Annotated in this window: 19 protein-coding genes; 15 read left to right on the top strand and 4 right to left on the bottom strand. The window is 43.5% G+C overall.

From position 1 onward, the window contains the following. Positions 1-8: 8 nt before the first annotated feature. The 8 genes from ZOBGAL_RS07725 (at position 9) to ZOBGAL_RS07690 (ending at position 11563) form a co-directional block, all read left to right on the top strand. Positions 9-680 (top strand): response regulator transcription factor, encoded by a 672-nt coding sequence (locus ZOBGAL_RS07725; protein WP_046287398.1) that lies wholly within the window; start codon positions 9-11, stop codon positions 678-680. Positions 681-718: 38 nt separating this feature from the next. Continuing rightward, on the top strand, positions 719-2062 hold the full coding sequence (locus ZOBGAL_RS07720) for an alpha-amylase family glycosyl hydrolase (RefSeq protein ID WP_013992989.1): 1344 nt from the start codon (positions 719-721) through the stop codon (positions 2060-2062). Between the two features lie 143 nt (positions 2063-2205). After that, positions 2206-5736: a nitrate reductase gene (locus ZOBGAL_RS07715; protein WP_013992988.1), complete on the top strand. Its 3531-nt coding sequence runs from the start codon at positions 2206-2208 to the stop codon at positions 5734-5736. Between the two features lie 12 nt (positions 5737-5748). Continuing rightward, positions 5749-7188 carry a rubredoxin gene (locus ZOBGAL_RS07710; RefSeq protein WP_013992987.1) on the top strand — a complete coding sequence of 480 codons (1440 nt, stop codon included), beginning with the start codon at positions 5749-5751 and terminating at the stop codon, positions 7186-7188. Positions 7189-7226: 38 nt separating this feature from the next. After that, on the top strand, positions 7227-8267 hold the full coding sequence (locus tag ZOBGAL_RS07705; protein ID WP_013992986.1) for a Kelch repeat-containing protein: 1041 nt from the start codon (positions 7227-7229) through the stop codon (positions 8265-8267). Between the two features lie 92 nt (positions 8268-8359). Then, the gene (locus tag ZOBGAL_RS07700) at positions 8360-9421 is read left to right on the top strand and encodes a pyridoxal-phosphate dependent enzyme (protein WP_013992985.1); all 1062 of its coding nucleotides are present in this window, start codon (positions 8360-8362) and stop codon (positions 9419-9421) included. Positions 9422-9431: 10 nt separating this feature from the next. Then, a complete protein-coding gene (locus tag ZOBGAL_RS07695) occupies positions 9432-10505 on the top strand; it encodes a DUF1611 domain-containing protein (protein ID WP_013992984.1) in 1074 nt (357 codons plus the stop codon). After that, positions 10502-11563: a mandelate racemase/muconate lactonizing enzyme family protein gene (locus ZOBGAL_RS07690; protein ID WP_013992983.1), complete on the top strand. Its 1062-nt coding sequence runs from the start codon at positions 10502-10504 to the stop codon at positions 11561-11563. The genes ZOBGAL_RS07695 and ZOBGAL_RS07690 overlap by 4 nt, the downstream gene beginning before the upstream one ends. Before the next feature lie 4 nt (positions 11564-11567). On the opposite strand, the gene ZOBGAL_RS07685 is transcribed toward ZOBGAL_RS07690, so the two are convergent. Then, positions 11568-14132: a zinc-dependent metalloprotease gene (locus tag ZOBGAL_RS07685; RefSeq protein ID WP_013992982.1), complete on the bottom strand. Its 2565-nt coding sequence runs from the start codon at positions 14130-14132 to the stop codon at positions 11568-11570. A 332-nt stretch (positions 14133-14464) separates the two neighbouring features. Beyond that, positions 14465-15220, bottom strand: coding sequence for a sulfite exporter TauE/SafE family protein (locus ZOBGAL_RS07680; protein WP_013992980.1), 756 nt, complete (start codon positions 15218-15220; stop codon positions 14465-14467). An 83-nt stretch (positions 15221-15303) separates the two neighbouring features. Between ZOBGAL_RS07680 and ZOBGAL_RS07675 the strand changes: the two genes are divergently transcribed. After that, on the top strand, positions 15304-17115 hold the full coding sequence (locus ZOBGAL_RS07675) for a sodium:solute symporter family protein (RefSeq protein ID WP_013992979.1): 1812 nt from the start codon (positions 15304-15306) through the stop codon (positions 17113-17115). A 27-nt stretch (positions 17116-17142) separates the two neighbouring features. On the opposite strand, the gene ZOBGAL_RS07670 is transcribed toward ZOBGAL_RS07675, so the two are convergent. Further along, positions 17143-17559, bottom strand: a complete 417-nt coding sequence (locus tag ZOBGAL_RS07670; RefSeq protein ID WP_013992978.1) for a hypothetical protein — start codon at positions 17557-17559, stop codon at positions 17143-17145. Positions 17560-17784: 225 nt separating this feature from the next. On the opposite strand from ZOBGAL_RS07670, the gene ZOBGAL_RS07665 reads away from it, so the two are divergent. Continuing rightward, positions 17785-21585: a transglutaminase domain-containing protein gene (locus ZOBGAL_RS07665; protein WP_013992977.1), complete on the top strand. Its 3801-nt coding sequence runs from the start codon at positions 17785-17787 to the stop codon at positions 21583-21585. 1 nt (position 21586) lies between these two features. On the opposite strand, the gene ZOBGAL_RS07660 is transcribed toward ZOBGAL_RS07665, so the two are convergent. Further along, complete coding sequence (locus ZOBGAL_RS07660; RefSeq protein WP_013992976.1) at positions 21587-22183, bottom strand: riboflavin synthase; 597 nt, start codon at positions 22181-22183, stop codon at positions 21587-21589. Between the two features lie 59 nt (positions 22184-22242). On the opposite strand from ZOBGAL_RS07660, the gene pdxA reads away from it, so the two are divergent. The 5 genes from pdxA (at position 22243) to accB (ending at position 25877) form a co-directional block, all read left to right on the top strand. Continuing rightward, positions 22243-23289, top strand: a complete 1047-nt coding sequence (gene pdxA / locus ZOBGAL_RS07655; protein ID WP_013992975.1) for a 4-hydroxythreonine-4-phosphate dehydrogenase PdxA — start codon at positions 22243-22245, stop codon at positions 23287-23289. A 160-nt stretch (positions 23290-23449) separates the two neighbouring features. Then, complete coding sequence (locus tag ZOBGAL_RS07650) at positions 23450-23974, top strand: YceD family protein (RefSeq protein WP_013992974.1); 525 nt, start codon at positions 23450-23452, stop codon at positions 23972-23974. Between the two features lie 7 nt (positions 23975-23981). Further along, positions 23982-24179, top strand: coding sequence for a 50S ribosomal protein L32 (gene rpmF / locus ZOBGAL_RS07645; RefSeq protein WP_013992973.1), 198 nt, complete (start codon positions 23982-23984; stop codon positions 24177-24179). Positions 24180-24358: 179 nt separating this feature from the next. Next, positions 24359-25351, top strand: coding sequence for a beta-ketoacyl-ACP synthase III (locus ZOBGAL_RS07640; RefSeq protein ID WP_013992971.1), 993 nt, complete (start codon positions 24359-24361; stop codon positions 25349-25351). A 34-nt stretch (positions 25352-25385) separates the two neighbouring features. After that, positions 25386-25877 (top strand): acetyl-CoA carboxylase biotin carboxyl carrier protein, encoded by a 492-nt coding sequence (gene accB / locus ZOBGAL_RS07635; RefSeq protein ID WP_013992970.1) that lies wholly within the window; start codon positions 25386-25388, stop codon positions 25875-25877. The last annotated feature ends 32 nt before the right edge of the window (positions 25878-25909 follow it).

Here is a 25909-nt window from a genome sequence, read left to right as displayed (position 1 = left end):
CGCATATTTTGGACCAAACAACAAGTATCATTTTAGCGGACGACCATTCTTTGGTTCGAGACGGCATTAGGGCTTTACTGGAAAGTGAATCTGATTTAAAGGTTATCAGTGAAGCTTCCGACGGTATCGAAGCGATTGAAATGGTGAATAAAAAAAAGCCGGACCTGTTGATCATCGATATCCGAATGCCACGGATGACCGGTATAGAGGCCGTTGAAAAGCTAAGTGCCCAAAATTCGCCCGTAAAGTGTATTATTCTTTCCATGCACGACTCTGAAGAGTATATTTTACAATCAGTGAAAGCTGGCGCACGCGGATACCTCTTGAAGGATACGGGTAAAACGGAATTCATCAAGGCCATTCATACGGTACGTGAAGGAGGTAAATACTATAGTGGCGATATTTCAAATGTTTTGGTCAATAGTTTGTTGAGTTCTACGGCCCCGGCAGTTGAACGTCCTAAAAAGGCGACGCCGACCAGCAATCCGTTTGACCTGACCAACAAAGAGCTTCAGGTGTTGGAGTTGGTGTTATCCGGTTTAACGAACAAACAGATTTCCGAAAAACTAAAGAACAGTAAGCGTACTGTAGAAACCCACCGCTTTAACCTGATGCGTAAAATGGAAGTCAAGAATCTCATCGACCTTTCAAAAAAAGCGCAGCAGTATAATTTGGTATAGTACCGCTGTTTTAAACTTGCCCAGTAGTCTTGCCGAATATGGATTGCGCCATTTTTTATCATATTTATCCCTTAGGGCTTCTCGGTGCTGATAGAAGCAATAATTTCACGGCCGCTCCGGTTAATCGGTTTTCGGAGCTTCATATATGGCTGGAGCATATGGTAGATCTAGGGTGCAACGCACTTTATATCGGTCCGGTGTTTGAATCATCAACCCATGGCTACGATACTAGGGACTATTATAAGGTTGACCGTAGATTGGGCGACGATACTGCGTTAATCGCTTTCGTAGAGAAGGCCCATGAGTTGGGTATACAAGTGGTTTTGGACGGCGTGTTCAACCATGTGGGAAGGGATTTCTTCGCTTTTAAAGACCTTCAGGAATGGGGGAAGCACTCAAAATATACCGAATGGTTTTCAAATGTGAATTTTAGGAAACGTAGTCCCCTAAAAGATCCCTTTACCTATGATACTTGGGCAGGTCACTATGAATTGGTAAAATTGAACCTTGCCAACAAGGAAGTGCGTGACTACCTCTTTGGGGCCGTTAAAAAGTGGATAGACACTTATAAGATCGATGGCCTGCGTTTGGACACTGCAGATGTATTGGATTTCGACTTTATGAAAGAACTGGCCCTTTTTTGTAAAAGGGAAAACCCCAACTTCTGGTTAATGGGAGAGGTGGTACATGGCGATTACAATCGGTGGGTAAATCCCTTTATGTTAGATTCCGTTACCAATTATGATTATCATACCCCTATTTATGAAAGCTTCAATCTAAAGGATTTCGGTAAAATATCCGAAACGGTGGAAGAAGATTTCGGTCCTAAGGGAGTTTATAAAAATCGGGCCCTCTATTCCTTTGTAGACAATCACGATGTTGACCGGGCCGCCAGTAGCTTGAAGAAACCTGAGCATTTATTTCCATTGTACCTTCTACTGTTTACGTTGCCAGGAATACCAGCTATTTACTACGGAAGCGAGTGGGGCTTTGAAGGGAGGAAATCTCTCCATAGTGATGAATTATTGCGTCCATCGGTAAAACGGAATGACCTCGGGAAGCTGGCCAAGCATCCAAAATTATTAGGGGCCATAAAGCAATTTATAGTGGCACGTAAAAGTAGCGAAGCCTTGGTTAAAGGCTCCTACCAGACTTTGTTGGTCACCGGGCAATACTATGCTTTCTCTAGAAAAAGTGATAACAAGACGGTCGTAGTCGTCGTTAATGCTTCAAACAGGTCGGCACGTATACACATCCCCTTTAAGGAACCGTCAGCAATGGTCCTTACGGATTTGCTCAGTCCGGAATATAGCCTTACGTCTGACAAAACAGGACTTTATGTTGAAGTTCCTCCATGTTGGGGCCGCATCTTGTGCCATTGATCGAAAACTAGTGAAAAGCGGCTTTTTTTGTTGATGTACGATTAAAACCTCAAACTATTACGAAAAAAACACTACGTATAAATACGTAATTTTCTAACTTGCTGTATCGAATTTTGGTGCTTGGTACCAGAAAGGAAAAAGCAATGTTAAAAAAGAAAACACATAAGACCGTTTGTTCCTATTGTGGCGTAGGTTGCGGTATACTGGTAGATGTAGACCATAAAGGAAAGATAGAGGTAGACGGTGATCCGGAATATCCTTCCAATAAGGGCATGCTCTGCTCTAAGGGGAGAAACCTGAATTATGTTGCCCAAGATACCAGTGACCGGATTATGCATCCGGAAATGCGATGGAGTAGGAACCATCCCCTGCAAAAAGTAAGCTGGGATACGGCTTTTGAGCGTGCCGCCGCCGTTTTTAAAAGTATCATTGCCAAACACGGACCCGATAGTGTCGGTTTCTACGTGTCAGGGCAATGCCTTACCGAAGAATACTATTTGGTGAATAAGATTACCAAGGGCTTTATAGGAACGAACAATGTAGATACCAACAGTCGCCTATGTATGAGTTCTGCGGTTGTGGGCTATAAAAAAGCCTTGGGCGAAGACTCCGTACCCATTTCCTATGAAGATATAGAACTGGCCGATTGTTTTTTGATCGCCGGAGCCAACCCCGCCTGGTGCCACCCTATTCTTTATAGACGCCTGGAGAAACATAAAGAAGAGAACCCCAACGTAAAGATTATAGTTGTAGACCCCCGAAAAACACAGACTTGTGCCTCGGCCGATTTGCATTTACAAATCCTTCCGGGTACCGATGTCATTCTTTTCAATGCCATAGCGAGATGGCTCATCGAAAAGAAAAAAATAGATAAGAATTTCATTAAAAAACATACTTCCAATTTCGATGCGTGTAAAGAGAGTGCCTTTACGCTTTCACTTCGCCAAGCGGCCGAAAAATGTGGAGTGCCCATTGCCGATATCCGAAAGGCGGCCCAGTATATTGGCGATGCCAATAAGTTTATCAGCATGTGGACGATGGGACTCAATCAAAGCGTGATCGGGGTGTCAAAAAACGTGTCTTTGTTGAACCTGTCCTTGTTAACGGGACAAATAGGAAAACCTGGTTGTGGGCCATTTTCGCTAACAGGCCAGCCCAACGCTATGGGCGGTCGTGAAGTAGGGGGCATGGCAAGCCTTTTGGCAGCGCATAAAGATTTGGGCAATCCGCAGCACCGGAAGGAAGTCTCCGATTTTTGGGGAGGGAAGGAAATCAAATCCGAACCGGGCTATACCGCAACGGAAATGTTCGATGCCCTGGAGAGCGGGAAATTAAAGGCAATTTGGATTATTTGTACGAATCCCGCAGTGAGTATGCCCAACGTAAAGAAGGTTGAAAAAGCGCTTAAAAACGCGGCATTTGTAGTCGTTCAAGATATTAGTCATAATTCCGAAACCACAAAATTTGCCGATCTTCTATTGCCTGCGGCAGGCTGGTTGGAAAAGGAAGGTACCATGACGAATTCTGAAAGACGCATCAGTTATTTGCCCAAAGTTATCGATGCTCCGGGAGAGGCCTTGCCCGACGCCGAAATTCTTTGGCGCTTTGCCCAGGCCATGGGTTACGAAGGTTTTGATTATAACAATGCTAGCGAAGTGTATGACGAGCACTGTCTTTTGACCAAAGGTACCAACATAGATATTACGGGTCTATCTCACGAACGCCTGAAAAATGAAGGAAGTTTCCAATGGCCGGTTCCCCACAAAACCCATCCGGGTACGCCGCGCTTGTTTACGGATTTCAACTTTCATACCAACGATAAAAGGGCCCACTTTAATGCGCCACAGAGTCTCTACAATAAATCTGAGGAAACCGATATTGATTTTCCTTTGGTATTGAATACAGGAAGGGTAAGAGATCAATGGCATACCCGAACCAAAACCGGAAAAGTAAAACGTTTGCTGACCCATATTCCGCAACCCTACCTAGAGATGAACAAGGTAGACGCCTATCTGCGAAAGTTAAAAGAAGGGGATGTCGCGGTCATTAAGAGTAGAAGGGGCGAAGTACAGGTGAAGGTAAAGATCAATTTTGATATTCGCGAACGCGTTGTTTTTCTGCCGATGCACTGGGGGAAAGTATTGAACAATGATTTTGGTAGGGCCAATAACCTTACCAACGACCTCGTTGACCCAGTCTCCAAAGAACCCGATTTTAAATACTGTGCCGTTCAGGTTGAGAAGTTTGTAAAACCTGTTCAGAAAATCATTGTTGTCGGGGCCGGTGCGGCCGCGTATCGTTTTATTCAGTCGTATCGGGAAAAAAATAAAAAGGACGAATTGCATGTGTTTTCCAAGGAGAAAGACCCTTTTTACAATCGGGTTCTGTTGCCTGAATATGTAAGTGATGAGCTTTCTTGGGAAGCTTTGGAGAAGCTAAAGTCAGGAGAATTACAAAAGCTGAACGTGAACTTGCACTCAGGGATTGGGATCAGTGATGTAAATACATCGATGAAGCAGGTTACCGATAGTGACGGATTGATTCATTCGTATGATTTGCTCATAATGGCCACAGGAAGCCGTGCCTTTGTGCCCAGTGAGGTACAAATAGACCTTCCCGGTCGTTTTACCATGCGTGAACGCGGCGATGCCGATAAATTGAAGCAATACCTACAAAAAACAGGACTTCCGGCAAACGAACAACATGTAGTGATTGTCGGTGGCGGTTTGCTAGGTTTGGAGTTGGCCGCCGCACTTAAAAAGATAGACATCAATATAAGCATCGTACAAAGGGCACCACGCCTTATGGAACGTCAGTTGGATAGTGTGGCTAGTCGTCTTTTGGCCGAAGATGTTTTCGAAAGAAACATCAACCTGTATTTTGATAGTGAGGTAAGTACTGTTTTTGAGGAAAAAGAGAATCCGTTTCGCTTACTGGTGAACCTAAAAACAGGAAGAACCATTCAATGTAATGCCATTGTTTACGCTATAGGAACAAGGCCCAATATTGAATTGGCAAAAAAAGCCGATTTGAATACCAGACGTGGGGTAATTGTCAATTCATACTTACAGACCAGCGACCCATCTATTTTTGCCTTGGGTGAAATAGCGGAGTTCAATAACTCGCTTTTCGGAATAACATCGGCTGCGGAACAACAGGCAGATATTGCCGCCAACTATATTTTAGGCGATTATGGCAGCATTTATAACGGCTCCGTCCTTATGAATATCCTGAAGTTCGAAAATCTTGACCTCTGTAGTATCGGTATGGTAAATGCGCCTTCGGGAGATAGTAGTTACGAAGAGATTATTTTGATGGATGTCAGCAAGCGCTTCTACAAAAAATGCATCGTTAAAGACGATACGTTAAAAGGAGCCATATTAATGGGCGATAAGAATGAGTTCGCCGAGTTTAAACGTCTGATAGAGGAAGAAATTGAACTATCGGAGAAGCGAAACGAGTTGCTTAGGGGAGCAACGACCGCTATTCCTTTAAAAGGAAAAATGGTCTGTTCTTGCAGCCAAGTGGGTGAAGGCAATATTATTGATGCTATAGCCGGTGGTTGCTCCGAATTTAACGCATTGTGTTCGGAAACCGGGGCAGGATTAGGCTGTGGTAGCTGTAAACCGGAAGTAAAGGCCATAATGAACAAACAACTACAATTAGCAAATTAAAAAATCGGGATTATGAACGATGATCTGCACCGTATATTGATAAAAGGAGGGGTTACCTCACCAGGGGAGCTTAAGGATATTATTGGTCTGTTGGAAACTGCCGGACTGAGCGAAGTCTACTTCGGGTCCAGACAAGATTTGCTCTTTCCGCTAAAGGGCGTAGAAGAAGGCCAGTTGGAGCATATATCAAAGTTCAACACCAATATCATTACCGAAAGGCTATACCAGAATATCGTAAGCTCGTATGTTTCTGCCGATATTTTTGATATGACCCATTGGTTAAAAGGTTCTACCTATCTCTATATTTTAGAGGGGTTTGATTTTCTGCCCAAACTAAAAATAAATATCACCGACCCCAAACAAAGATTGGTTCCGCTCTTTAGTGGTAACCTGAATTTTATAGCTTCGGAGAACGAAGACTATTGGTATTTGAACGTTAAACTGCCCCATTGGGAAAAAGCGGCCTATTATCCTGTTTTGATATATAGTTGGGATATTACTGCCGTTTCCAAGGCCATTGAACGTATTTACGAAGATATTCAAGATGTAGAAGAACTGTTTTTTGTCCTGAACAGAAACCTGGATACCAACAACAAGACCATAGAAAAAGAGCTAAAAGTTCCCTACCTGACCTTCCCTTATTATGAAGGTATGAACCGTATGGGACTTGATCAATATTGGTTGGGCCTGTATTGGCGAAACAACAGATATGATCTTTCCTTCCTTAAGGAATTTTGTGGATTTTGCCTTGACAATAGCATAGGGAAGATTTGTATTACCCCATGGAAATCGTTCATCGTAAAAGGGATACAAAAACAGAGCAGGCAGGCATTAGAACGGTTTTTGGGGCAATGGGGGATAAATGTGAGGCATTCGCAGTTGGAAATGAATTGGCACCTTCCTGTAGACGATAATGAGGCTTTGGAACTCAAAAAGTTCTTGGTACGTAGTTTTGACCAGAACGATATTAGTACATACGGATTAACGTTTGGCATTAGCAACGATGTGGGCAAGCGGTCTCATTTTGCATCGGTCATAATCGAAAAAAACAGTTCGCCTACGATTGTAAAAGACTTTGACGTGCGCCCCACGTACAACGTACTCCACTTTGAAAATTTTGACCCCAATACCCAAAAATATTTGGCCTACGCCCAAGATGTAGATAAAATCGAGTTGCCAGGTCTGTTGATGGAACTCAGTAAAAAGTATTTTGACCAACTAGGTAGAGAGGTAGAAAAAACTGAAGCGCCAAAAAAGGCTATAGAGCAAGAGACAAAGACTATTCATCAATGTCAATCGTGCTTTACGGTCTACGACCCCCTCTATGGCGATTCAATAGCCGAAATTTCTGTAGGTACGGCGTTTGAAGATTTGCCTGAAACCTATGTTTGCTCGGTCTGTGAAGCTCCTAAATCTCAATTCGAAAAAGCCGAACTAAAATTCTCAAGCTGATTTTTGCTACATTTGGATAAACCTAAACATCATTCCAAATGAACAAAAAATATATGGTCTTATGGGGTTGTGTTCTACTATTCACGGCTTGTAAGAACCATTCCGATAAAAAAACGGAAGTAGCAGATCCGGTAGACCAGATAACCATTCAGAAGCCCACTATGAAATGGGAGCAAGTTGCGTCCGTAGATGGTAGTAAGCCCGTGGCACGCCATGAGGCGGCATTTGTGAGGGTAGGTGATAAATTCTATTTATTGGGAGGAAGGGATATTCGTCCTGTGAGCATATATGATACAAAGACCCAGACATGGTCGGAAGGAGCAAAACCACCTATTGAAATTCATCATTTTCAACCCGTAACCTATCAAAATAAAATATACCTAATTGCGGCTTTAACAGGCAAATATCCTGCAGAAACCCCCACGGAGCATATCTATATCTATGACCCGGCCACGGACAAATGGTCGAAAGGGGATGAAATTCCTGAGGAAAGAAGACGGGGTTCTACGGGAAATGTACTGTACGAAGGCAAAATTTATATTTCCTGCGGAATAAAGAACGGCCATATAGGAGACCATAAAAAATGGTTGGACCGTTACGACCCCAGTACGGGTGAATGGGAAGTACTGGCAGATGCCCCTCGTGCAAGGGATCATTTTCAGGCGGTTTTAGCGGATGGAAAAATTTATGTCCCTGCTGGGAGGAATTCGGGTATTGATCCGAATTCTGTTTTTGGGGGCACCATAGGCGAGGTTGATGTCTATGATATAAAAAGTGACACTTGGGAGACTTTACCGGAACATATTCCTACTCCGAGAGCAGGCAATGCCGCTGCACTTTATAATAATGAATTGATAGTTGTTGGAGGTGAATCTACAACGCAGGAAAAAGCACATGCTGAAGTTGAGGTTTTGGATTTGAACACACATAAATGGCATACGCTTCCCACTATGGTAGAGGGCAGACACGGTAGTGGCTTAGTGCTTTTTAAAGATGATTTATATATAGCTTCAGGATGTGGAAGTAGAGGAGGTTCTCCTGAACTCACTACAATGGAGAAGTTTGGTGTAGAAGATTGATTTTCAGACGTGTAATTTTAAAATTATTTTTTACATCGTGACCAAAAACATATTACATTTGATAGGGTATTTGCCCACATCAAACTGTAAAAATGGATTTAAGGGACGGGGTGAAAACCGCAGAAAACAAGGTGTCTTCCGAGACCAAAAAACTAAGTGAATTTGTTAGGGACAAAAGGAATTCGCTAGTTGATCGTTTGGAGTCGTATGAAGATATTATAAATCTCGAGGTGGGCGATACGGGCCTACATCGTGCCAAAGCCTTCGAACGTGAGTTTGATATTCGCCAGCTTTATATCAAGTACGAAGGTGATAATCCTACCGGCACCCAAAAAGACCGAATTGCTTTTGCACAAATCTACGATGCCCTCCGAAGGGAGTTTGAAATGGTGTCTTTGGCTACTTGCGGCAACTACGGGGTTGCGGTGGCCTTGGCGGCTAACTTGGCGGGTATTGCTTGTAGAATTTATATTCCCGAGAGTTTTCATACCGATCGTGTGGTGGAGATGGAATTACTGGGGGCAGAGATCGTTCGTAGGCCGGGCAGTTATGAAGACGTTGTAAAGGAAAGCAGTGAATTGGCAAAAACCCATGATTGGTACGATGCCAACCCGGGCGGGGCGAATACGCCTTTACAGATTAGTGCATACTCCCAGATTGCAACGGAAATTTTCGAAGATTTGGGAGATGCGCCCAAGTATTGTGCCGTTCCCGTTTCCAACGGAACCTTGTTCGCAGGAATCTATCGTGGTTTCGTTAGTTTGTACAAGAGAGGGAAAACTTCTAGAATACCCAAAATGGTAGCGGCCTCATCCTCTAGAAAAAACCCGATCATTCAATCGTTTTTGCAGGGATTGGACCATTGCAAGGATTTGAATCCCGATACGATTAAAGAGACCAAATACAATGAGCCGCTCATCAACTGGCACAGTTTTGATGGGGAGGAAGCGCTGTATGCCTTAAGGGAATCCGATGGCGAAGCCTACAATATCAGTGATAAAAAATTAAAGGACATGACGGCTTTATTGGCCAAGAAAGAGGGTTTTCGCATTTTACCGGCATCAACTGCAGGACTTATAGCATTGCTGGAACTTGATGAAAAAATGAATTTTGAACCAGACCGTTTTGTTGCGGTGCTGACAGCAAAAAATTAATACGAAGAGAATGAAAAAATCAATTGATGGAAAGGCCCTGGTGTATTGCGATGGGGCTTTCAATACCCCTAATGGAAAAACAGCACACGGCTTGGTTCGTTTTACCGAACGTTACGATATTGTGGGCGTATTGGATGCAAATTATGCTTCAAGGGATGCGGGCGAAGTACTTGATGGAAAAGCCAATGGTATTCCCATTTTTGCAACGATAGACGACGCCATTGAAACCTTGGGCGCTTCGGGAAATACCCCTGGGTCGCTGGTTATCGGTTTGGCTCCCGATGGCGGAAGATTGCCACAAGAAGCAAAGGCTACCATTTCCAAAGCCTTGGAAATGGGCTGGAATGTAGATAGCGGACTGCACGACTTTTTGACCAACGATACCGCATTGATGGCAATCGCCGCTAAACATAATTGTCGGGTACGTGATGTACGTAAAACACCGGATAGGGATAAACTCCATTTTTTTACAGGGGAAATAGAAAAGGTAGATTGTCTGAAACTAGCCATTTTAGGAACGGATTCCGCACTGGGAAAACGCACTACGGCTTGGTTATTGGTCCACGGTCTAAGGGATGCCGGTCAGAAGGCAGAAATGATAGGGACCGGGCAGACCGCTTGGATGCAAGGGGCAAAATACAGTATGGTAATGGACAGCTGCATCAACGATTTTGTCTCGGGTGAGATTGAACATGCCGTTGTGAGCGCGTATAAAAATGAAGACCCCGATGTTATCGTTATTGAGGGTCAGGGAAGTCTTATGAACCCGGCCTACCCAGGTGGTTTTGAGATTTTGGCAGCGGGAAGGCCTGATTATGTCATATTGCAACACGCCCCAAAGCGATTGGAATATGATGGGTTTCCAGGCTATAAAATGCACTCCTTGACCGAACAGATCAATGCCATTGAAGTGATTTCGGGCAAAAAGGTAATAGCCATTACCGTAAACCATGAAGAAATGGAGGAAGAGGAGATTTTAGAGGCGTGCAAACAAATTACCTTAGAAACAAAACTCCCTGCCTTTGATGTCTTGAAATATGGCACCAAAGAATTGGTGGCCTTGGTAAAGGAAAGAATGATATGAAAATAACCAATGTATCTTACGAGCGACTTGACCTTAAGCTCTCCATTCCCTATACCATTGCTTACGAAACCATTGATCATACGGTAAATTTTATCCTTAAAATAGAGACCGATACGGCCATTGTTGGCTACGGTTGTGGAGCTCCCGATAAGATAGTGACGGGAGAGCATCCTAAAGAAGTAGAGGCGGCCTTAAAAGACATTATCCTTCCTTATTTAAAAGGCAAGGACCCTTTTACCTACGCCTTTATTCTTAAAGACCTTAAAAAGCTCTTAGGGCGCAAGTCATCTTCTTTGGCCATGGTAGATATGGCGCTTTTCGATGTCGTTTCAAAGAAGGCCGATGTGCCACTGTATAAGTTTCTAGGCGGTTACCGACAGAGCATTCCAACAAGTATAACGATTGGTATATTATCTTTGGAAGAGACCATGGCGCAGGCCAAGGAGTTTGTGCAACAGGGTTTTTCTATCCTTAAGGTTAAAGGAGGCCATAGCTTAGCGGAAGACATTGAAAAAATGACCTTGTTACACGAAAAATTTCCCGAGGTGACTTTTCGCTTCGATGGAAACCAAGGGTATTCGGTGGTAGATTCGGTGGCATTTGTAAAGGCGACCAGCCAAATAGGTATCGAAATTTTTGAACAGCCCACGAAGCAGGAAAGGGAAGAACGCCTAGGTCAGGTCATGGATCAGATCGACATTCCGCTAATGGCCGATGAAAGTTTAAAAACCCTGACCGATGTATTCCGGCTGGCCCAGAATGAAAGGGTAGATATGGTAAATATCAAGTTGATGAAGGTAGGGGGCATTTTTGAGGGAATGCACATCAATTCCGTAGCCAAATCGGCAGGTATTGAAACCATGGTGGGCTGTAACGACGAATGTGCCTTGGGAATTTCGGCAGGACTTCATTTTGCACTCTCCCGACCCAATATAGGTTACGCCGATCTAGACGGGCATTTAGATGTGGTAGACGACCCTTTTAAAGGCTTGTTCTTACTGGAAAAAGGGGTGTTATACCCGTCCGATGTCCCGGGCTTGGGAAAAATAAATTGGTAATCGACTATTTTTCCTTGGTCTCTTGAATGGAATAATCTCTTCGAAAAGGAATAAACAAGGGGTCTACATCCTTGGTTTCTCCGACTACCGATTCGATTTCCCTTTTCAAATAGTTCAAATGGGCAATGGTCAGCCTATCGGTCATTACCGGGATGGTTCGCTTTATTTTGCTTTGCAGGTTGATAAGGTTGTCAAGGGCCAAGGAACGTACGTCGGTATTGGCGGTGTAACCTTCCGATAATTTGGCCAAGATACCTTCGACCAGACCTTCCGCTTCATCGGGTTTGTAAAGGGTAATAAGGTTGGAAACGTATGATTTTTGCAGTTTTCTACGGTAGGCGTTGGTTTGATAGAAAACGTTCATATCCCCCCAGACCAACTGGTTCAAATCGTCCATATATTCCTGGGGATGATAGGGATCTTCGTCTTCGTAGCGCTCGGCAATAAAGGTCATTCGACTCAAACGGCTGCCGCCCAAAAGGTTCATCATGACGCTTTCCATGGTCTTGGTTACCGATTCTTTCGATTGGGGAGACTGAATGGCGTTCAATATATCGTTCCGCAACAACCATTTCGGTTCCTTAAAGATATAATTGCTCAAAAACACCAAGGCCTGTTTTTGCTTTTGCTTTTCAACCGGACGGTAGACTTCTCCTTCTTCACCCATGGTCTTCGGGGTAACATAGATGCCCCCAATGTTTTTCGCTACGTGAAAAATATAATCGCTATACTGCCCTACGAGGTCCTTATAGATTTGATCGAGGTTGGCGTAGTCATCGCTACTTTTTTCCTGCGTCCATTTTTTTAGATAGGGCGCAATACGCTGTAAGTTCAGAATGCCGTACATACTGGCTTGCATGGCATCGTCACCAAGGTCTTCGGTCTGTGACCTAGGGTCGAAATCACGGCCTTCGCCACCGAACCAAAGTCTTGGGTTGGCCGAAACACTGTCGACTACCATTTGGCTCAAAAGTTCTTTTTCTTCCTTTAACGACAAATCATCCGCAAACCTTGAATAGCCCCATTGTATGGCCCATTTATCGTAATCGCCGATGCGGGGCATTAGATCTTCCGCAGGAATACTGTCTTCAGGTTGCGCTACGTAATTGAAACGGGCATAGTCCATGATCGAACTGGTATGTCCGTTCTTAAGTAAAAATTCCGCATCGCGTAATTTCTCTACGGGCGTTGCCGAGCTGGCGCCCATATTGTGTCTCAATCCTAACGTATGTCCGACCTCGTGGGAAGCGACAAAACGGATAAGATTTCCCATAAGTTCGGTGTCGTATTCCATTTTTCTTGCGCGCTCGTCTACGGCACCTGCCTGAACCATGTACCAACTGTGCAATAGGCTCATCAGGTTGTGGTACCACCCAATATGGCTCTCTAATATTTCACCGCTTCTGGGGTCGACAATATTGGGGCCGTATGCATTTTTGGAAGGAGAGGCAAAATAGCGTAAAACGGAAAAGCGGGAATCTTCCAGGCTCATGCTTTTGTCGTTCTCTGGCCAAGGTTTGCCGATGATGGCGTTTTTAAATCCGGCCTGTTCGAAAGCCACTTGCCAATCGTTGATTCCTTGTATCAGGAAAGGCCTCCACTTCTTAGGGGTGGCCGGGTCGATATAATAAACGATTGGTTTTTTCGGCTCTACCAATTCGCCGCGCTTCCATTTCAATGAATCTTCAGGCTTGGGTTCTAGTCTCCATCTGTGAATGTAGGTATTGCGGTCGACCTGTTGCTGGTCGTCGCCGTATTCCAAGTACGAACTGGCAAAATAGCCTACGCGGGCATCGTACAGTCTTTTTCTCATGGGCTCCTTCGGAAGCAAGATAAAAGAGTTGTTGATTTCCAAGGTGACGACTCCTGCAAGAATGGCCGCAGGAAGTTCCTTTCTTTTATTGGAACCCGATTTGGCCTTATAGGTCTTAACGGTCTTGATTTCCGTATTTACGGGAAATGAATTGATTTCCTTTATATATGATTTGTCTTTTTCAAGCGAGGTAAGCTTGTAATCGTCTTTTTGGTCACTACTAAGGGCCAAGAGCGGATTTTCGCTATTGATGAAATCGGTAACCTCTATTACATGCGATTGTCGGTCTTCATTGGTCGCCTTAATCGGGAAGGCTTCAAGAATGGGGGTAATGTTGGAATTGTTGACCGCCTTTGATATGGCATCGTCTTCACTGGCAGCGCTTACCAAGGTAGAAATACGAAGAAAAATATTGTTTGAAGGTCCCCTTTCAAAGGTAATGGTGTTCTCTGAAATTTTTTCACCACCGTAGTTTCCCGCACCTGAAGGGGTTTTTATGAATCGGGTCACGACCAGCATCTCACGTTTGAAAAGACTATCGGGTATTTCAAAATAATACTTGTCCCCTATTTTGTGAACATCAAAAAGTCCGTTGTTGGTATCGGCTTCACTGGTAATCAATCGGTCATAGGCCTTGGCACTGGTCGAGGCAAAGCTTTCGACCTTCCCTTTTTTATTTGATTTTCGGGCTACGCCTATGGAGCTGCATGATACAGCAAACAATAGCAAGCCTATATATGTAAAAAGTTGTTTCATTGCTATAAAAATTTACCGTCCCCTATAATTGGGAATTATAGGTGTTCGTCGGTATTTGCCCCTTAAAATCTGCCCGCGATGGGTCTTCGTATAAGTAGCGAACGCATCAGCGTATACTTTTAGTATGGTTTTGGCCGGGTCTTGGTCGCTTTTAACAGAAAATTGTACTGAACTTAAGTGGTTTACGCCCGTAATGATAAATATATACGACCATCCCAGCAAAAAAGACGAGTTCAATATACAATTCTGCCAGCTTGATATCAATTTAAATTTGAAAAAGCGTAGGCGATATGCTTTTAAGGGTAGAATGAAGCCGAAATCGTTAAACCGTATTAGCGTATCAGGATCATTATGGCCCCAAGGGCCGTAAGTACCAAAATCATCTTTCGGTAGAAATCCTCTTTAATGATCTTCACCAAACGTATGCCCAAGAAGACCCCTAAAATAATACCCGGTATCAGTTTCAGGTCGAATAAAAGGGTTTCAACGGTTATGGTCTCCCAAACAAAGATGTGCAGGGGTAATTTGAGTACATTGATAATAAGGAATAGCCAAGCGGCCGTTCCGATAAACTCATTTTTGGGTACCCGCATGGCCAAAAAGTAGATATTGCTGAAGGCCCCACCTAAATTACCGATCATGGTAGTGATGCCGGCAACGGTTCCTACAAGGCCCGCAAAGAGCCAATGCGTTGGTACGGATTTCGATTTACGCCTGTCCCACCAATACATCATAATGACGCTGACCAAGATGATAATGGCCATGGCAATTTTAAATACGGCTTCATCCAAGTCGTTTCCAATTAATACGCCGCAAACGATACCGACCAGGATCCACGGCAAGAACTTCACGATATGTGACCATCTGGTGTGGCGGTTGTAATAAATAACGGCAAAAATATCGCCCACGACCAGTAGCGGAACTACGATGCCCGTAGATGCCTTGGCGCTAAAGGCAAGGGCCATAAGGGTTACATTAACGATTGCAATTCCCTTAATACCAGCCTTTGAGAGTCCGATAACGATGGCGGCCGTAAATGCAAGGGCCCAAGCGGTAAGCGTAATGTCGAAAGAAGTGGTTAAAAACACAAGAAGAGGTTTGATTGATAAACAGCAAAAGTATTCTAAAAAAACAATATCTTTAACGATTCACCGAAAACCCTTAATTATTAATGGAGTTATCTACATTAGACTACAGTTTTATCATTGTTTTTTTTACAATTGTTCTTGGTATAGGTTTTTATGTTTCTAAAAAGTCGGGTAAAGATTCTTCGGAATTTTTTCTTTCGGGACGAACCATGCCTTGGTGGTTGTTGGGGCTGTCAATGGTTGCGACTACCTTTTCTACCGATACACCCAATTTGGTGACCGATATCGTTAGAACCAATGGCGTGTCGGGCAACTGGGTCTGGTGGGCGTTTTTGATTACGGGGCTTTTAACGGTTTTTGTCTATGCTAAACTTTGGCGTAGGTCAAATGTCAATACCGATTTAGAGTTTTATGAAATGCGCTATGGCGGTAAACCCGCTAGTTTTTTGAGAAAGTTTAGGGCCATTTATTTAGGGGCCCTTTTTAATATAATCACAATGGCTTCGGTTACCTTGGCGGCCATTAAGATCGGGGGTATTATGCTAGGCTTGGAACCATGGGAAACCGTGGTCGGAGCGGGTTTGATTACCGTTACTTTTAGCGCCCTAGGTGGTTTTAAAGGAGTGGTTTATACCGATTTTCTTTTGTTCTTCGTGGCTATGGCAGGAGCAATAGGCGCCGCGTATTATTTGGTGAACATTCCCGAAGTAGGCGGTATCGAGGCATTGATGGCCCACGAAAATGTAATGAACAAGCTTGATATCGTACCTGACTTTAGCAATAGAAAGGCGTTGATAACCCTCTTTATAATTCCTTTGGCCGTACAATGGTGGTCCTCTTGGTATCCAGGTGCGGAACCCGGTGGTGGGGGATATATCGCCCAACGTATGTTGGCGGCAAAAGATGAGAACCATGCTATCGGTGCCACTTTCTTTTTTAATATCATGCACTATGCCCTAAGGCCTTGGCCTTGGATTTTGGTAGCCTTGGCCTCATTGGTCGTATATCCTGATATTGCCAGTATCCACGAAGCCTTCCCGAATATTGCCGAAGACAAGTTGGGGCAAGATTTGGCATATTCCGCTATGTTGACCAAATTGCCGAGCGGACTCCTTGGGGTGGTTCTGGCTTCCTTGATCGCGGCTTATATGAGTACCATTTCAACCCAGCTAAACTGGGGGTCCTCCTATATTGTGTTTGATTTTTATAAGCAACAGGTAAATCCTAATGCTACGGAAAAGCAAATGGTGGCCGTGGGAAGAATCTCTACGGTGGTGCTTATGGTTCTCAGTGCAGGTTTGGCATTGGCCCTTGAAAACGCACTACAGATATTTGATATATTGTTGACTTTTGGTGCAGGTACGGGACTCATTTTTATCTTGCGTTGGTTCTGGTGGCGAATTAATGCATGGAGTGAGATTACCGCTATGTTCGCTTCCGGGATTATATCTATATTATTGAAGACAACGGCCTTAGGTCCTTTACTGTTTGCAGAAACGACCGGGGTTTTTCCAGATTGGGCCGAGTATCCCTTTGTGGTAGTGCTTACTACTACCATTTGGTTAACAGCGACCTTTATGACACAACCCGAATCGAAAGATACCCTTCGTTCTTTCTACAAGCGTATTCAACCCGGTGGTCCAGGATGGGCTAAAGTGGTCGATGAGGCCGAAGTGGACGGGGAAGTCATCAAGAAAGAAAATGAAAAGTGGAGTGTACCTCAAGGTATCACTGCAATGGTTCTTGGTTGTGTGTTGATCTATACCATTATGTTCGCGACGGGTTATTGGATCTATGGAAGAACCGAGTCCGCACTATGGCTTACCGGAATAGCCGTAGTATCCGGTATCTTGCTTATAAGGGCATGGGGCAAGATGAAAGAAAATATTCTGTAACCTCATAAAAAAAACAGGGGAAGCGTTCTAAAGCGCTTCCTCCAAGAAAATTTTAAACACCGCGTTTTTCTTGATCTCGACAATAGAGGTCGATTTGATTTCTTTTTTATTGCCTTCGGCATCAATGGTGTAGGCGCTATAGGGGATTTCTTCGCCTTCCGCAAATACCTTTATTTGGTAAATGGTCCGCGCTCCTTCCTCTAGCTCGGTATAACTGTATGTATCGAGACTTTGTCCGTATTCTTTTTCGGCATTGGTGCCATGCCTTAGCTTGAAGGTCACATGGTCGGCAGTGAAGCCTTGCGAGTTTACAAATGATAGTCCGGTTTCATTCGATATTTTGGCCTCTCCGTTTATAAGGTCGGGTTCCTTTTCGTCTTTTGAGCAACTTAGGGTCATCGACGCGAAAACAGTGCATAGTAGGTATACAAAGTACTTTTTCATAATGGCAGGTTTAGGGAGTGATTTGGGACTCCTGATTAGTGTAGATGTATGGGCAACATCTTATGAATCAACGCTGGTTGTTCGCTCTTATTGTGTTTTGGCCGATGGGTCGGTGCTCCTAATTTAGCGGGTTTAGTGGTTACATCTAGTTTTCCATATCACGTATACCAATTATGGGAAACCTGCGTTATCATCTATCCAAACCCAACAAAACCTGCCTCTGCCATGAGATTTCTTCGCATTTTGCTCGTAGTTTGTGCCCTGTCCGTTTTTTCCGTCCAAGGCCAAGAAAACACCAAATTGGAAACCCATTGGCAATACCTCTTTCAAAATCGGCAGTCTGAGGCACTCTCAAAGTTCGAAAAGAAGAAACAGAAAACCCTACAAGAAATACTCACTAGGGAAATTATTAAGAACGAGAACGGCATCTTCGCCAATGATGAAGGCTTTATAGAAAAAGTCAGTTCCTTTCCCGATTATGAATACTATCTCTATGCCCTTTGGAACCATAATTTCTTCTTTGATACCTATCTCAGCACGGGTTTTAACGGAAAAAACGTAAGGAACATAAATGAGCTAAAACTTGATGCGATCCAAAACCCAACGGTAAAGGAATCGCTTCGGTACCTAAAATCGGCCGTGGCCCAACATTCCGATGACTGGGAAACCTACTATCAAATAAATGCTGAAATACCCGCGATCAAAGCATGGCAATTCTGTGGTAGTTTTGAAAATTTGAATGGCAGTGGACTTGACACGGAATACGGTCCTGAAAAATATGCCGTGTCCCAAAATGATTTTAATGCCAACAGCAATGGTTTTATAAACTGGTATGAAATCGATGAACGTAAAAAGGAAGCCTACCAGTATTACTCGAACCATAGCGAATACGGAGGAGGGGTCAATTATGCCCAAACATTCATTTACAATCCATCGGATAGAAAAGTGGTAGTGCGCTTGGGCAGCTCGTCTTTTTCAAAACTCTGGTTGAACGATGTACTGATCTATGAGAATACTAATGACGGCATTACCGACTTAGATGCGTATAACGTTTTGGTCAACCTTCCAAAAGGCAATAACCGACTTTTAGTAAAAAATGCGGATACGAACGGCATTGCCTATTTTATTGTTAGGATTACCGACGAAGAAGGTCGCCCTATCAGTGATTTGACATATAGCGCCAAGCCGAGCGATTACCAAAAAAGTACCTTGGCTAGAATCGCCCCGCAACCGGTAGACCATCCGATAGAAGCTTTTTTTAAGAAGAGATTAGAGGCAAGCCCCAACGATTTTATGAACAAGCTATGCCTGATCAACGCCTATTTGCGTAATTCAAAGTACAACGAGGCCAAGGCTTTGTTGCAGCCTTTGCTGGCAGCATACCCGCAAAGTTCGTTTTTGCGAAAGTACCTGATCGAAAGCTACTCTAAGGAAAACGATTACGTCTCGGCCAAAGAGGTGCAGAAGAATATTCAAAACGATGACGAAAATTATTATTTGTCGTATGTATACCAATTTGAAGATTCGCGTGAATTATTCAAGCTTCCCTTGGTTGAGTTTGAAAAATTTGTAAACGATTTTTCGGCCTCTACGGATATGGATGTTTTAAAGGAATCGGCCCAATTGTTATTGCATATTAGAAAAGAAGATAAGGGTGCCGTAAAGCAGAGTCTAAAGGAAATTACAGAAAAGCACCGTGACCAATTGGGCGTAGTAAAGGCCTATATCGGAATATACTCGGGCTATTTGAACGAAGACGACAAGGCTATTGAACTGCTTGAAAACATAAACGCCAGCTATTTTGATTACGCCGCCCTGAAGACCCTGGCCAGTTTTTACAATAAGCAAAACCGAAAAGACGAGGCCTTGTCCCTGTTTGAAAATAGATATGACCTGGTCGCCCATGATAATATCTATCTCTCAGATTATATAGCCTATCTGCACGAATATAAAAAGTATGAAGCGTCATTGCCCTATATTGACCAGATGCTCAAGAACTTTCCGTATTCCTTTGTTGCCATGGAATTAAAAGGAACGGCATTGGAACAGTCTGGCCGCAAAAAGGAAGCCTTGACCTGGTATAAAAAGTCATTGAAGCACAATAGCGCCAACGCCGCGCTCCGTAAAAAAATCGACGACCTTTCGAACGCCAAAGACTATTTGGAAGAATTTGCCACCCCAAATATTTACGAGTTTATGGCCGAGAACAGGAGCAGGGGCGTTAAAGGTCATTATGGGTTTAATTATTTGTTAGATGAAAGCCTGTTGCAACTCTATCCTGAAGGGGGAGGCAAATCAAGAACCCGTTATGTGGTGGAAGTCACCAGTGACAGTGGAATAGAATCGTTGAAGGAAGTAAACTTGGGGCTTTCGGGAAATTACCACATCACGAAATCCGAAATCGTAAAGCCGAACAAAAAAATCGTTCCGGCATCGAGGAGCGGTTCAAACCTTGTTTTCAATAACCTTGAGATCGGCGATATTCTCTATGTCGATTACGAAAGTAGTTATGCCAATAGCGGACGCTTTTATAAAGACCATGTCGATTATTTTCAATTCGATTCCTATCACCCTATTTACAAGAACAGTTTAAAGGTGTTGGTACCCAAGGGTAAAGAGTTTATAAGCAAGACCCTAAACGGAGAGGTGCCCTACCGCACCGAAGAGGTAGATGACTATGTCTACCATGAGTGGGAAACCACGGGTCAAGAAGAATTGGAGCCCGAAGAGAACTTTATGCCCAGCCTTGGCGATATTGCCAGGTATGTGCATGTAAGTACCATTGGTTCCTGGGATGATATAGCCCATTGGTATTCTGATTTGGTGCGACCGCAAATGGTGGTCAATTCAGATGTTCAGGAGGCCTTCGACAAAATCTTTCCAAGGGGAAGTGCATCCCTAACCGACGACGAAAAGGCTTCAAGGATCTACTACTATATTATGGAGAACTTCAGTTATAGCTATGTAGGTTTTAGGCAGAGCGGATACGTGCCACAACGGCCAGCGAAAACTATAAAGTCCAAACTGGGCGATTGTAAGGATTTTTCCACCCTCTACGTGACCTTGGCCCAAATGGCCGGGTTAAAGGCCCACTTGGTTTTAGTGCTGACTTCAGATTACGGGGAAAAAACCATGACCTTGCCCAGTCAAGATTTCAACCACTGTATCGCCAAGGTGTTTATAGAGGGCAAGCCCCAGTACTTGGAGCTAACGGACAACAATATGCCCTATAGGGCCATACCTACCAGTTTAGAGCATGCGACCGCTTTAGATATACCTAATAAATGGGTAAAGGACGTCAAAAGCGGTATTTACAAGCTAGACGATATTGCCCATATCGCCACGGAACTTGAAAGTAAAATGGAATACAACATAGGTGAGGGGAGACATCAGTTACGGATAGAATCTATTTTAAAGGGAAGCATCAATTCGCATTATGCGGCTATTTTTAAGGAGAAGAACTATGAGGTCATACGAAAGAGCCTTGCCGATGATTTTAAAAGTAGGATTTCGGAAGACTTCACCTTCGATAGTATTCACGACATTCATTATGAACTGCGTTCCCCGGTATTAAAATATGTGTCAGATCTTACCGTAAACGAAAAGTTCGATGAAATTGGCAGTATGAAGGTATTTCGTATTCCGGCCGTGAACAATGCCTATAATACTTCGATCATACAAGATGATGAGCGGGCCTTTCCCATAGATTATCTATTGTATGAGAATGCCGACACCTACAAATCGAGTTATGTGATCAAATTGGAGGAGGGTCAGCGCTTTGTTGAAATTCCTGAAAGTGCCGATTACAGTTTTAAAAAGCATCGTTTCAAAATCGATTACGATTTGGTCAAAGACAATGAACTACATATTTCCATAGAGGCAAATACCCCTAAAGTACGTATTGCCGCAAGTGACTACAAAGCCTTTAAGGCCTATGTAAAAGCGGCTTTGGATGCCAAGCAGCAACTGATCGGTTTTAAAAAGGACAAAAAGGGCACCAAGGTGAGCTTTTCGGAGAAAAAATAGTTTAAGCCTCGTTTCGGTGAGACATGAGCTTGGCTACATACTTGCCGATAACATCGAACTCAAGGTTGACCACCGTGCCGATTTGGTACGACTTAAATCGGGTGTGCTCGTAGGTGTAGGGAATAATGGCAACACTAAAACTGTTCTTGCCTGAATTTACGACAGTAAGGCTCGTGCCGTCAATAGTAATGGAGCCTTTTTCTATGGTAGGGTTTCCGGTAGCGGCATCGTATTCGAAGGTAAAGAACCAACTTCCGTCTTTTTCCTCAATGGCCGTACAGGTTCCGGTCTGGTCAACATGGCCCTGAACGATATGGCCGTCTAGGCGCGAACCCAAAATCATGGCGCGTTCCAAGTTTACCTTTTCGCCTACCTTTAATTCCCCTAAATTCGTTTTTTGTAGGGTCTCGTCAATGGCGGTTACGGTATAGGTGTTTTCATCTAATGAAACTACGGTAAGGCAGACGCCGTTATGCGCTACGCTCTGGTCAATTTTGAGTTCTGGGGCCAAAGAAGATTTTACCGTTATGTGAAGGTTTCCGCCTTCATGTTGTAATTGCTGTATTTCGCCCAAAGTTTCGATAATGCCCGTAAACATGTTCCGTTAAATTTAAGTAGTTTTGTACCCTATATGATTAGGCAAAGGTAAAGAATAAGATGCAGGAAGAAGGAAAAATTAGACTCGGTATTTCAATAGGCGATTTGAACGGAATAGGTTGCGAGGTCGTACTCAAGACCTTTGAAGATGCCCGTATGCTCGATTTTTGCACCCCGGTTATCTTTGCTTCGAACAAAACCATTTCTTTTCAGAAAAAGGAATTGGGGCTCGATATCAACTATCACGGTGTAAGTGATGCCTCAAAAGCGGTGGACGGCAAGATAAACGTGGTAAATGTCTGGAAGGAGGTTCCTAAAATCAAATTCGGCGAAGCCACCCCAGAAGCCGGTAAGTTCGCCATTGCATCTTTACGTGCGGCGGTCGAGGCATTGAAAAACGACAGCATAGACGTTTTGGTTACGGCCCCGATCAATAAGAACAATATTCAGGCCGATGATTTTAAGTTTCCCGGACATACCGATTTCTTGGCGCAAGAGCTGGAAGGGGAGAGCTTGATGTTCATGGTCACCGACGATCTTAAGGTGGGCTTGCTTACCGATCACCTTGCGGTAAAAGATGTTTCTGCCGCAATCAACCCGATTTTAATTCGGGATAAAGTGCGCACCATAGAAAAATCACTTCAGATGGATTTTGGCATACGTGCGCCTAAAATAGCTTTGTTGGGCATTAACCCGCATAGTGGCGATAACGGCGTTATCGGCAAAGAAGACGATGAGGTGTTGAAGCCGGTCATTAAAGAAATGTCAGATGCGGGCCATTTGGTTTTCGGGCCTTACTCGGCCGATAGCTTTTTCGGTTCCGATGCCTATAAGAGTTTTGATGCCATATTGGCCGCATATCACGACCAAGGGCTTATCCCTTTTAAAACCTTGTCGTTTGGCAAGGGGGTCAACTATACGGCAGGCCTTTCAAAGGTGCGGACTTCCCCCGATCACGGTACGGCCTACGAGATTGCCGGAAAAGGAGAGGCCGACCCCAGCTCCTTCAAAGAAGCGGTGTTTACCGCCTTGCATATATTTAAGAACAGAAAAGAGTACCAAGAGCTTACTGCAAACCCCTTGCAAAAGCAGCGAATTCGCCGTTAAAATTGGGTTTTTGCCGTATACAAGCCGCTAAAATTCAATAAATGGGCTAAAAGATAGGCGAACTTCTTGAAATCCAATTAAAAAAGCGTTGGAATTTTACTAAAAAATAGTATCTTTGCACCCGCCTTTAATCAGGCGGTATATTAAAATCAGTGTTGAAATGATGAAGCAAAAGGAGTTTTACATTCCTTTCTCGGGGTTAGGACAAGGAAAACACGAATTTGAGTATACGATTAACAACCCGTTCTTTGAATCTTTTGGGTACGACGAATTCAACGCCGCCGACATCGATTTGCATGTGGTCTTGAATAAAATGAGCACTATGCTCGAGTTTGAGATGAAAGCCCAAGGCACGGTTAATGTAAATTGCGACCTGACCAACGAACCTTTTGATCAGCCTATTGGGGCAGATTTGGAATTAGTGGTCAAGTTCGGGAGTGAGTTTAATGACGAAGATGATGAGATTTTGATTATTCCCCATGGAGAACATCAGGTCAATATTGCGCAATACGTATACGAAATGTTAGTGTTGGCCGTACCACAAAAAAGAATTCACCCAGGGGTTTTAGATGGTACGTTGCAGTCGGAAGCTTTAAAAAAGCTAGAAGAATTGCAGCCCAAGGAAGAGAAAAAAGAGAGTGATCCCAGATGGGACGAATTAAAGAAACTGTTAACGGATAAATAAGTTTTAAATGGCACATCCTAAGAGAAAAATATCGAAAACCAGAAGGGATAAAAGAAGAACCCACTATAAAGCGGTAGCGCCAACTTTGGCAAAAGACCCTACCACTGGCGAGATGCACCTGTTTCACAGAGCACACTGGCATGAAGGTAAGCTTTATTACAAAGGTCAGGTTTTAATTGACAAGACTGAAGAAGCCGAAGCATAAATGTCTCCGGTTATCTTATAATGAATTCACGACTCCCGTATTTTATGACGGGAGTTTTTTATTTCTAGTACTCAAATCTCAAAAACGCTTAGTTTTAAAACAAAAATTCGTAAAAATTGATTAATTTTCACCAATTTTGAGGCATTTTTGAAGGTTTCTGATATCAAATCAACTTTAAGATGAGTAAAACAACAGCAGCGATTACAGCTGTAGGAGGATATGTTCCTAATTTTGTTCTAACCAATAAAATGCTGGAAGATATGGTAGAGACAAATGATGAATGGATCGTCTCTAGAACGGGGATTAAAGAAAGAAGGGTGCTGAAACCCGAAGAAGGTCAGGGTACTTCGTACTTGGCCATAAAAGCCGCTGAAGATCTTATCAAAAGAAAGAATATTGATCCAAAAGAAATAGACCTTGTTATTGTTGCCACGGCCACACCTGATAGTATGGTGGCATCGACCGCAGCGTTTGTAGCATCTAAAATAGGTGCCGTTGATGCGTATGCCTACGATCTTTTGGCCGCCTGCTCGAGTTTTTTGTTCGGTATGTCTACCGCGGCAAGCTATATTGAATCGGGAAGGTATAAAAAAGTACTATTGATCGGGGCTGATAAAATGTCGTCGATCATAGATTATACGGATCGAACCACTTGTATTATTTTTGGCGATGGTGCCGGTGCGGCGTTGTTCGAACCGAACGAGGATGGTTTTGGTCTGCAAGACGAATACTTGAGGGCCGATGGTTCGGGAAGACAATATTTGGGCATGGATGCCGGAGGTTCCCTAATGCCGGCTACGGAAGAAACCGTTAAGAACAGAAAACACTTTATCTATCAAGATGGTAGAACGGTGTTTAAGTTTGCCGTTTCGAATATGGCCGATGTTGCCGAAAAAATAATGAAAAGGAACGACCTTGAGCATACCGATGTTTCTTGGTTGGTGCCCCATCAGGCGAATAAAAGAATTATTGATGCTACGGCCAATAGAATGGGGCTCGACAATTCTAAAGTGCTAATGAACATAGAAAAATACGGGAATACCACATCGGCTACCCTGCCTTTGTTATTGTCCGATTTTGAAAGTAAATTGAAAAAAGGTGACAACCTTGTTTTTGCCGCTTTTGGAGGCGGTTTTACATGGGGTTCCATCTACCTAAAATGGGCCTACTAATAAAATACCGATCATTTAAATAAAATCAAATTCCATGGATATTAAAGAAATTCAAACCCTGATCAAATTTGTTGCAAAGTCGGGAGCCAGTGAAGTAAAGTTAGAGATGGAGGATTTAAAAATTACCATCAAGACCGGTTCTTCCGATTCTGGAAACGAAACGACTTACGTACAACAAATCCCAATGGCGCAGCCTCAAATGATGGCTTCCCCCCAACCGCCTGTGCAGAGCATTGAAGCAGGTTCGACCGATAAAAAGGCCGAGAAAAAGGAAGACGATTCAAAGTATATTACTATCAAATCACCTATCATAGGTACTTTTTATAGAAAGCCATCACCAGATAAGAGCCCCTTTGTAGAGGTGGGCAGTACTATCGGTAAAGGTGATGTCCTCTGTGTTATAGAGGCCATGAAACTTTTCAACGATATAGAGTCAGAGGTTTCAGGTAAAATTGTGAAGATTTTGGTTGAAGATTCCTCTCCGGTAGAATTCGACCAGCCCTTGTTTTTGGTAGATCCTTCATAAATGTAAATTCTGAATCCCAAATTATTGTCCCC

The sequence above is a fragment of the Zobellia galactanivorans genome (assembly GCF_000973105.1).
Taxonomy (GTDB): Bacteria; Bacteroidota; Bacteroidia; order Flavobacteriales; family Flavobacteriaceae; genus Zobellia; species Zobellia galactanivorans.
The sequence above is the reverse complement of the archived record's forward strand: the minus strand, read 5'-3'. Positions and strand labels throughout refer to the sequence as shown.

What these genes read in the sequence shown, in the direction of transcription:
- ZOBGAL_RS07720 (WP_013992989.1), top strand. Translation starts at nt 719, where the DNA reads ATGGATTGCGCCATTTTTTATCATATTTATCCCTTAGGGCTTCTCGGT.
- ZOBGAL_RS07715 (WP_013992988.1), top strand. Translation starts at nt 2,206, where the DNA reads ATGTTAAAAAAGAAAACACATAAGACCGTTTGTTCCTATTGTGGCGTA.
- ZOBGAL_RS07710 (WP_013992987.1), top strand. Translation starts at nt 5,749, where the DNA reads ATGAACGATGATCTGCACCGTATATTGATAAAAGGAGGGGTTACCTCA.
- ZOBGAL_RS07705 (WP_013992986.1), top strand. Translation starts at nt 7,227, where the DNA reads ATGAACAAAAAATATATGGTCTTATGGGGTTGTGTTCTACTATTCACG.
- ZOBGAL_RS07700 (WP_013992985.1), top strand. Translation starts at nt 8,360, where the DNA reads ATGGATTTAAGGGACGGGGTGAAAACCGCAGAAAACAAGGTGTCTTCC.
- ZOBGAL_RS07695 (WP_013992984.1), top strand. Translation starts at nt 9,432, where the DNA reads ATGAAAAAATCAATTGATGGAAAGGCCCTGGTGTATTGCGATGGGGCT.
- ZOBGAL_RS07690 (WP_013992983.1), top strand. Translation starts at nt 10,502, where the DNA reads ATGAAAATAACCAATGTATCTTACGAGCGACTTGACCTTAAGCTCTCC.
- ZOBGAL_RS07685 (WP_013992982.1), bottom strand. Translation starts at nt 14,132, where the DNA reads ATGAAACAACTTTTTACATATATAGGCTTGCTATTGTTTGCTGTATCA.
- ZOBGAL_RS07675 (WP_013992979.1), top strand. Translation starts at nt 15,304, where the DNA reads ATGGAGTTATCTACATTAGACTACAGTTTTATCATTGTTTTTTTTACA.
- ZOBGAL_RS07670 (WP_013992978.1), bottom strand. Translation starts at nt 17,559, where the DNA reads ATGAAAAAGTACTTTGTATACCTACTATGCACTGTTTTCGCGTCGATG.
- ZOBGAL_RS07665 (WP_013992977.1), top strand. Translation starts at nt 17,785, where the DNA reads ATGAGATTTCTTCGCATTTTGCTCGTAGTTTGTGCCCTGTCCGTTTTT.
- ZOBGAL_RS07660 (WP_013992976.1), bottom strand. Translation starts at nt 22,183, where the DNA reads ATGTTTACGGGCATTATCGAAACTTTGGGCGAAATACAGCAATTACAA.
- pdxA (WP_013992975.1), top strand. Translation starts at nt 22,243, where the DNA reads ATGCAGGAAGAAGGAAAAATTAGACTCGGTATTTCAATAGGCGATTTG.
- ZOBGAL_RS07650 (WP_013992974.1), top strand. Translation starts at nt 23,450, where the DNA reads ATGATGAAGCAAAAGGAGTTTTACATTCCTTTCTCGGGGTTAGGACAA.
- rpmF (WP_013992973.1), top strand. Translation starts at nt 23,982, where the DNA reads ATGGCACATCCTAAGAGAAAAATATCGAAAACCAGAAGGGATAAAAGA.
- ZOBGAL_RS07640 (WP_013992971.1), top strand. Translation starts at nt 24,359, where the DNA reads ATGAGTAAAACAACAGCAGCGATTACAGCTGTAGGAGGATATGTTCCT.
- accB (WP_013992970.1), top strand. Translation starts at nt 25,386, where the DNA reads ATGGATATTAAAGAAATTCAAACCCTGATCAAATTTGTTGCAAAGTCG.